Raw genomic sequence first — 5,570 nt, forward strand, 5'->3', positions numbered from 1 at the left:
TCGGGCCGCCGTAGGCGGGGCCGGGCGGCACGGCCGGGGCGGCGGGCGCGGCCGGGTGGGGGGCGGGCGGGGCGGCGGGGTCGTCCGGGACGGTGGCGCGCACCCCCCGGCGGCGGGCCAGGTAGACCACGAGGAGGCAGAAGACGCCGACCTCGATGGCGGTGCTCACCACGCCCTGCCAGGAGCCGCCGCCGGTGCCGGCGTCGGCCAGGGTGCCCTCGTAGGCGGAGAGGCCGAACGCGACGACGTTGTGCAGGACGTGCAGCGCGATCGCCGCCTCCAGGCCGCCGGTGTACCAGGTCAGCCAGGCCATGGCGATGCCGAACACGGCGACGTCGAGCAGCCCCCAGCCGACGTAGGCGTGCAGCAGGGTGAACACGGTGCCGCTGATGAGGATGCCCAGGACGGGCGTGCGCAGGAAGCGGGCGACGGGGCGGTCGCCGCGCGGCTCGTCGGCGCCGGCCCCGTAGGAGCCGACGGTCTGCATGACGAAGCCGCGCAGGGCGATCTCCTCGGCCGACGCCTGGAAGGGGACGAGCAGCACGATGACGACGAGCGCGGCGGCGAAGCCCCCGCCGCCGGCGAACTCGCCGACGAACGACGCCCCGGGGTCGGCGGCCAGCATCAGGCCGTAGAGGGCCGAGAAGGACACCACGAGCGCGGGCACGGAGAGCAGCAGGCAGGTGCCCAGCCAGCCCCAGCGCAGCCGCCCGGTGACGGAGAACAGGGTGCCCACGGGGCGCCGCTGCACCGCCCAGGCGGTGAAGACGACGATCGGGGTCATGGTGGCGAGGACGACCAGCTGGAAGGCGAGGTCGGGCACCGGGGCGCCGAAGAAGGAGTCGCCGGTGGCCTCCATGCCGTTGACGACGGCGATGACGACCGCGGCCAGCCCCATGACGAGCTGGACGACCACGATGAGGCCCACCGCGGTGAACGCGGCGAGCAGCGGCCGCCACCAGCGGTGGCGGTGGGTGCGCGCCAGGCGGTGGTAGCGCGTGCCGGGCGCGGGGCGGCCCAGGCCGCCGGTGCGGCGCGGGGGCGCGGGCGGCGGCCAGGCCCACGCCTGCGCGGCGTGCGCCTCGCCCGTTGCGGGTCCGGGGGGCCACGCCCACACCTGCTCCTGCTGGTGCGCGAACGGCGCCGGGGCGAAGTCGTCCCGGCGCTGCGGTTCGGGCGACCAGGACGACCCGGGTGGCGGCGGCGTATTTCTCATCGTTTGTCGAGATTACTAGCCGACGTTGTATTGGCCGCGTTAAGAGCGGGCCGCCGGGAACGGGGCGGCCGTCATGACCTGCCCGGACCCGGGGGTTCGGCGGCGCCGTCCCGCGCCCGGAACCGGTGCAGCTTGTCGGGGTTGCGGATGACGAGGACCTGGCGGATGCGGTCGCCGTCGAGTTCGACCACGCCGACCGCCAGGGGCCGGCCGTCGGCGTCGAACATGGCGAACCCCGGGACGCCGTTGACCTCGCGGGGTTCCACGCGGCAGTCGGCGTACTGGGCGGCGACCGCGACGAGGAAGCGCGCGCCCTTCTCGGCGCCGTGCAGCGGGCGCAGCGCGGCGCGCGCCTTGCCGCCCCCGTCAGTGAGGACGACGGCGTCCTCGGTGAGCAGTTCGGCGAGCCGGGCGACGTCGCCGGACGCGCACGCGGCGAGGAAGCCGGCGGTGACGCGGCGGCGCGCGGCGGAGTCGGGGGCGAAGCGGGGGCGGCGGGCCTGCACGTGCTCGCGGGCGCGGTGCGCGAGCTGGCGGACCGCGGCCTCGCTGCGGCCGATGGCGTCGGCGATCTCGGCGTGCGGCAGGCCGAACACCTCGCGCAGGACGAACACGGCCCGCTCGGCGGGCGTGAGGGTCTCCAGGACGACGAGCATGGCGAGCGAGACGGAGTCGGCGCGCTCGACCTCGTCGGCGACGTCGGGCTCGGTGAGCAGCGGCTCGGGCAGCCAGGGGCCGACGTAGGACTCGCGGCGGTTGCGCACCGCCCGCACCCGGTTCAAGGTGACGTTCGTCACGATCCGGACGAGGTAGCTCTTCGGGTCGGCCACGTCGGACCGGTCCTCCCGCGCCCACCGCAGCCAGGTCTCCTGCACGCAGTCCTCGGCGTCGGCGGCGCTGCCCAGCATGTCGTAGGAGACGGTGAAGAGCAGCCGCCGGTACCGCTCGAACGCCTCCGCGCCGACCGCGCCGCACTCCCGTCCGCCGGTCCCGCCCAGCGTGCCCATCGGGCCACCCCTTCCCCGTCCGCGGCGGTCCCGCCGCCGTCCGCCGTCGCCGCGCCGGTGCCGGCGCCGCCGCCCACAGGACACCCGGCGTCGCCCGGATGTGACGGTCTTCCCCGGTCGGACCGGGAATAGGCCGCCGACCGGGGGCGGCGGCCCCGGGGGGCGGGCTCCGGCGTGTCCGAGGGTGGCGGGCCTTCACTACCATGGAGTACATGTCCTCCACACCCACCACCGAGCAGGTGACCGCGGCCCTGGCGACCGTCCAGGACCCTGAGATCCACCGCCCCATCACCGATCTCGACATGGTCAAGAGCGTCGACATCGACGACGCCGGGGGCGTGCGCGTGGGCGTCTTCCTCACCGTGGCCGGCTGCCCCATGAAGGGCCGGATCGAGAAGGACGTCACCGAGGCCGTGTCCAAGGTGCCCGGTGTGACCCGGGTCTCCGTGGAGCTCGACGTCATGAGCGACGAGCAGCGCAAGGCGCTGCAGACCAAGCTGCGCGGCGGCCAGGCCGAGAAGGAGATCCCCTTCGCCAAGCCGAACTCGCTGACCAAGGTGTTCGCCGTGGCCTCCGGCAAGGGCGGGGTGGGCAAGTCGTCGGTCACCGTGAACCTGGCGGCGGCCATGGCGGCGCAGGGGCACAAGGTGGGCGTGGTGGACGCCGACATCTACGGCCACTCGGTGCCGCGCATGCTCGGTGTGGGCGACCGCCCCACCAAGGTCGAGGACATGATCCTGCCGCCGTCGGCGCACGACATCAAGGTCATCTCGGTGGGCATGTTCACCCAGGGCAACCAGCCGGTGGTGTGGCGCGGCCCGATGCTGCACCGGGCGCTGCAGCAGTTCCTCGCCGACGTGTTCTGGGGCGACCTCGACGTGCTGCTGATGGACCTGCCCCCGGGCACCGGTGACATCGCCATCTCGGTGGCGCAGCTGCTGCCGAACGCCGAGATCCTGGTGGTCACCACGCCGCAGCAGGCGGCGGCCGAGGTCGCCGAGCGCGCGGGCGCCATCTCCGCGCAGACCCACCAGCGGGTGGCCGGCGTCATCGAGAACATGTCGTACTTCATCGCGCCGGGCAGCGACCAGCGCACCTACCTGTTCGGCGAGGGCGGCGGGCAGACCGTCGCCGACGGCCTGACCCAGGCGCTGGGCGCCCGGGTGCCGCTGCTCGGCCAGGTGCCGCTCGACGTCCGGCTGCGCGAGGGCGGCGACGAGGGTGTGCCGCTGGTGCTGTCCGACCCCGACACCGAGGCGAGCCGGGTCCTGACCTCGGTCGCCGAGGAGCTGGTGGGCAAGCCGCGCGGCCTGTCGGGCATGCAGCTCGGCATCAGCCCGGCCCGCCGCTGACCCCGCCGGACCGCTCCGCTTCCGGGCCCCTCGCCGCGCGAGGGGCCCGTTTTCGCGCCCGCCGCGGCGTGTACCCCTGGGCCTGAACAGCACAGAGTTCACAAAGCGGTAAGAAATGGGCCATATCGTACGTCTGGACGTTTCGCACCGCCGAAGGGGAACCACCCATGCCCGAATCCGCCGCCGCGCCGTACGAGCGCTGGCTGTCCATCGCCGTCGAGGAGGCCGAGACCGGCCGCGACGAGGGCGGGGTGCCCATCGGGGCCGCCCTCATCGGCGCCGACGGCCGGGTGCTCGGCCGCGGGCACAACCGCCGCGTGCAGGACGGCGACCCCTCCGCGCACGGCGAGACCGCCGCGTTCCGCGCCGCCGGCCGGCAGCGCTCCTACGCCGGGACCACGATGGTCACCACCCTGTCGCCGTGCTGGTACTGCAGCGGGCTGGTCCGCCAGTTCGGCATCTCCCGCGTCGTCATCGGCGAGGCCCGCACGTTCCACGGCGGCCACGACTGGCTGGCCGAGAACGGGGTCGAGGTCGTCCTCCTCGACGACGCCCGCTGCGTGGGGCTGATGACGGACTTCATCGCCGCCCGCCCCGAGCTGTGGTTCGAGGACATCGGCCAGGACGGCGCGGAGTGAGCGCCGCACCCCCCGGGGACGGCACCGCCGCCGCACGGGCCGCCGACCCGGCGGAGGGAGTGGAGGCGGCCGACGCGGCGGGCGCGGTCGACCCCGACTACCCGGTCGACCCGGTCCCGCCGCACGCGCGCAAGTCCATGTTCTCCCTGCTCATGGTCCTGGTGGGCTTCACCCTGTTCACCCCGACCATGCTCGCCGGGGCGCAGGTCGGCGCGGCCTTCCGGTTCGGCCCGCTCATGGGCGTGCTGCTCCTCGGCTCGCTGGTGCTGGGGCTGTACGTCGGGGCGATCGGCTGGATCGGCGCCCGCACCAACCTCACCACGGTGATGATGTCGCGCCACACCCTCGGCACCATCGGGGCCAAGGGCGCGTCGCTGCTGCTCGGCGGCACCCAGATCGGCTGGTACGGGGTCTCGATCGCGACGGTCGGCCTGCTCGTGGCGCAGGCGGCGGGCTGGGACGGCGGGGTCGGCGAGAAGCTGGTCATGGTCGCCGCCGGGGCGGTCATGGGGGTCACCGCCTACATCGGCTACGCCGGGATGTACTGGCTGTCGGTGGTGTCGGTGCCGCTGCTGCTGGTCCTGGCCGGCTGGGTGACCTGGCGGGCGGTGGGCGAGGCGGGCGGCGCGGCCGGGCTCGCGGCGGTCGAACCGTCCACGACCATGCCGCTCACGGCGGCGGTGACCATCATCGTCGGCACGTTCGCGTCGGGCGGCACGCAGGCGCCCAACTGGACCCGGTTCGCCCGCTCCCCCACCGCCGGCTTCTGGACGAGCGTGGCCGCGTTCTTCGGCGGCCAGTTCCTCATGCTGTTCTGCGGCGCCATCGGCGCGCTCGCGTTCGGTGAGGGCGACTTCGTGCTCGTCCTGTTCCAGCTCGGCCTGGTCGCCTGGGGCGTGGTGTTCCTGGTCGCGAACATCTGGACCACGAACGACAACGCCGCCTACGCCGTAGGTGTCGCCGGGGCGGAGATCTTCAACACCCGGTCGCGCCGGCCGTGGGTGCTGGCGTGCGTGGTGCTCGGCACGGCGTGCGCGGTGACCGGCATCTACGACCACCTGGTGGTGTACCTGACCTGGCTGGGCATCCTCATCCCGCCGCTGGGCGGGGTCATCATCGGCGACTTCCTGCTGCGCGGGCGCGGCGCCCCGGCGGTGCCCGCGGGCGGCCTGCCGCGCGTGCGCTGGGACGCGGTGGCGGTGTACGCCGTCGCCGTCGCGGCGGCGTGGTGGAGCAGCGAGGCCGCCTGGTTCGTCCCGCCCGTGGTCGGCATCGCCGTCGCCGCGTCGGGCGCCCTGGCGATCGCCGCCCGCCGCCGCGCCTGACCCCTCGGCGGGCGCGCCCCGCAGTGGGGCGC

At 74.7% G+C, this 5,570-nt stretch carries 5 protein-coding genes; 3 read left to right on the forward strand and 2 right to left on the reverse strand.

Going from position 1 to position 5,570, the window contains the following annotated elements:
- Both NT8_RS26905 and NT8_RS26910 read right to left on the reverse strand, forming a co-directional pair.
- Positions 1–1,216: type II CAAX endopeptidase family protein (locus NT8_RS26905; protein WP_157515993.1), on the reverse strand; the 1,216-nt coding region annotated here is incomplete at its 3' end.
- A 71-nt stretch (positions 1,217–1,287) separates the two neighbouring features.
- Entirely contained in the window at positions 1,288–2,223 is a 936-nt protein-coding gene (locus NT8_RS26910) for an RNA polymerase sigma-70 factor (protein WP_067975582.1), read from the reverse strand.
- 212 nt (positions 2,224–2,435) lie between these two features.
- Here NT8_RS26910 and NT8_RS26915 point away from each other — a divergent pair, with 212 nt between their 5' ends.
- The 3 genes from NT8_RS26915 to codB all read left to right on the forward strand — a co-directional run bounded on the left by NT8_RS26915 (position 2,436) and on the right by codB (position 5,538).
- The gene (locus NT8_RS26915; protein WP_067975585.1) at positions 2,436–3,575 is read left to right on the forward strand and encodes an Mrp/NBP35 family ATP-binding protein; all 1,140 of its coding nucleotides are present in this window, start codon (positions 2,436–2,438) and stop codon (positions 3,573–3,575) included.
- Between the two features lie 167 nt (positions 3,576–3,742).
- Positions 3,743–4,213, forward strand: coding sequence for a nucleoside deaminase (locus NT8_RS26920; protein ID WP_067975589.1), 471 nt, complete (start codon positions 3,743–3,745; stop codon positions 4,211–4,213).
- Positions 4,210–5,538: a cytosine permease gene (gene codB, locus NT8_RS26925; protein ID WP_217999326.1), complete on the forward strand. Its 1,329-nt coding sequence runs from the start codon at positions 4,210–4,212 to the stop codon at positions 5,536–5,538. Before NT8_RS26920 ends, codB begins: the two co-directional genes overlap by 4 nt.
- Positions 5,539–5,570 lie beyond the last annotated feature (32 nt).

Source organism: Nocardiopsis trehalosi NBRC 14201 (genome assembly GCF_001552555.1).
GTDB lineage: Bacteria > Actinomycetota > Actinomycetes > Streptosporangiales > Streptosporangiaceae > Nocardiopsis_B > Nocardiopsis_B trehalosi.